Genomic DNA, 433 nt, shown 5'->3' with positions numbered 1-433 from the left:
GGTGATGGCCGAATACAGCCGCAGCGGCACCCTCGGTACGCCCGGTTCCTGGGCGGTGGAGGGCATCGGCGAGGATTTCATTCCGTCGATTGCCGACCTTTCCAGCGTGCGCAAGGCCTATTCGATCAGCGACGAGGAAAGCTTCGATCATGCCCGCCAACTGCTGCGCGCCGAAGGCATTCTCGGCGGCTCTTCGACTGGCACCTTGCTGGCGGCGGCATTGCGTTACTGCCGCGAGCAGACCGAGCCGAAGCGGGTGGTCAGTTTCGTTTGCGACACCGGCACCCGTTATCTGTCGAAGATCTACAACGACCAGTGGATGAACGATCAGGGCCTGCTTGCGCGCAAACGCTACGGCGATTTGCGTGACCTGATCGCGCGGCGTTTCGAGGATGGCCGGGTGGTCAGCGTCGGCCCGGACGACACCTTGCTC

Annotated in this window: 1 protein-coding gene; it reads left to right on the top strand. The window is 63.3% G+C overall.

The genetic code is table 11. The features are described 5' to 3' along the window. A partial coding sequence (locus tag AC1DF0_RS32345; RefSeq protein ID WP_477577681.1) for a pyridoxal-phosphate dependent enzyme occupies positions 1-433 on the top strand: 433 nt, incomplete at both ends.

It is taken from the genome of Paenibacillus sp. 05T425 (assembly GCF_056396205.1).
This window is presented reverse-complemented; position numbering and strand designations above follow the sequence as displayed.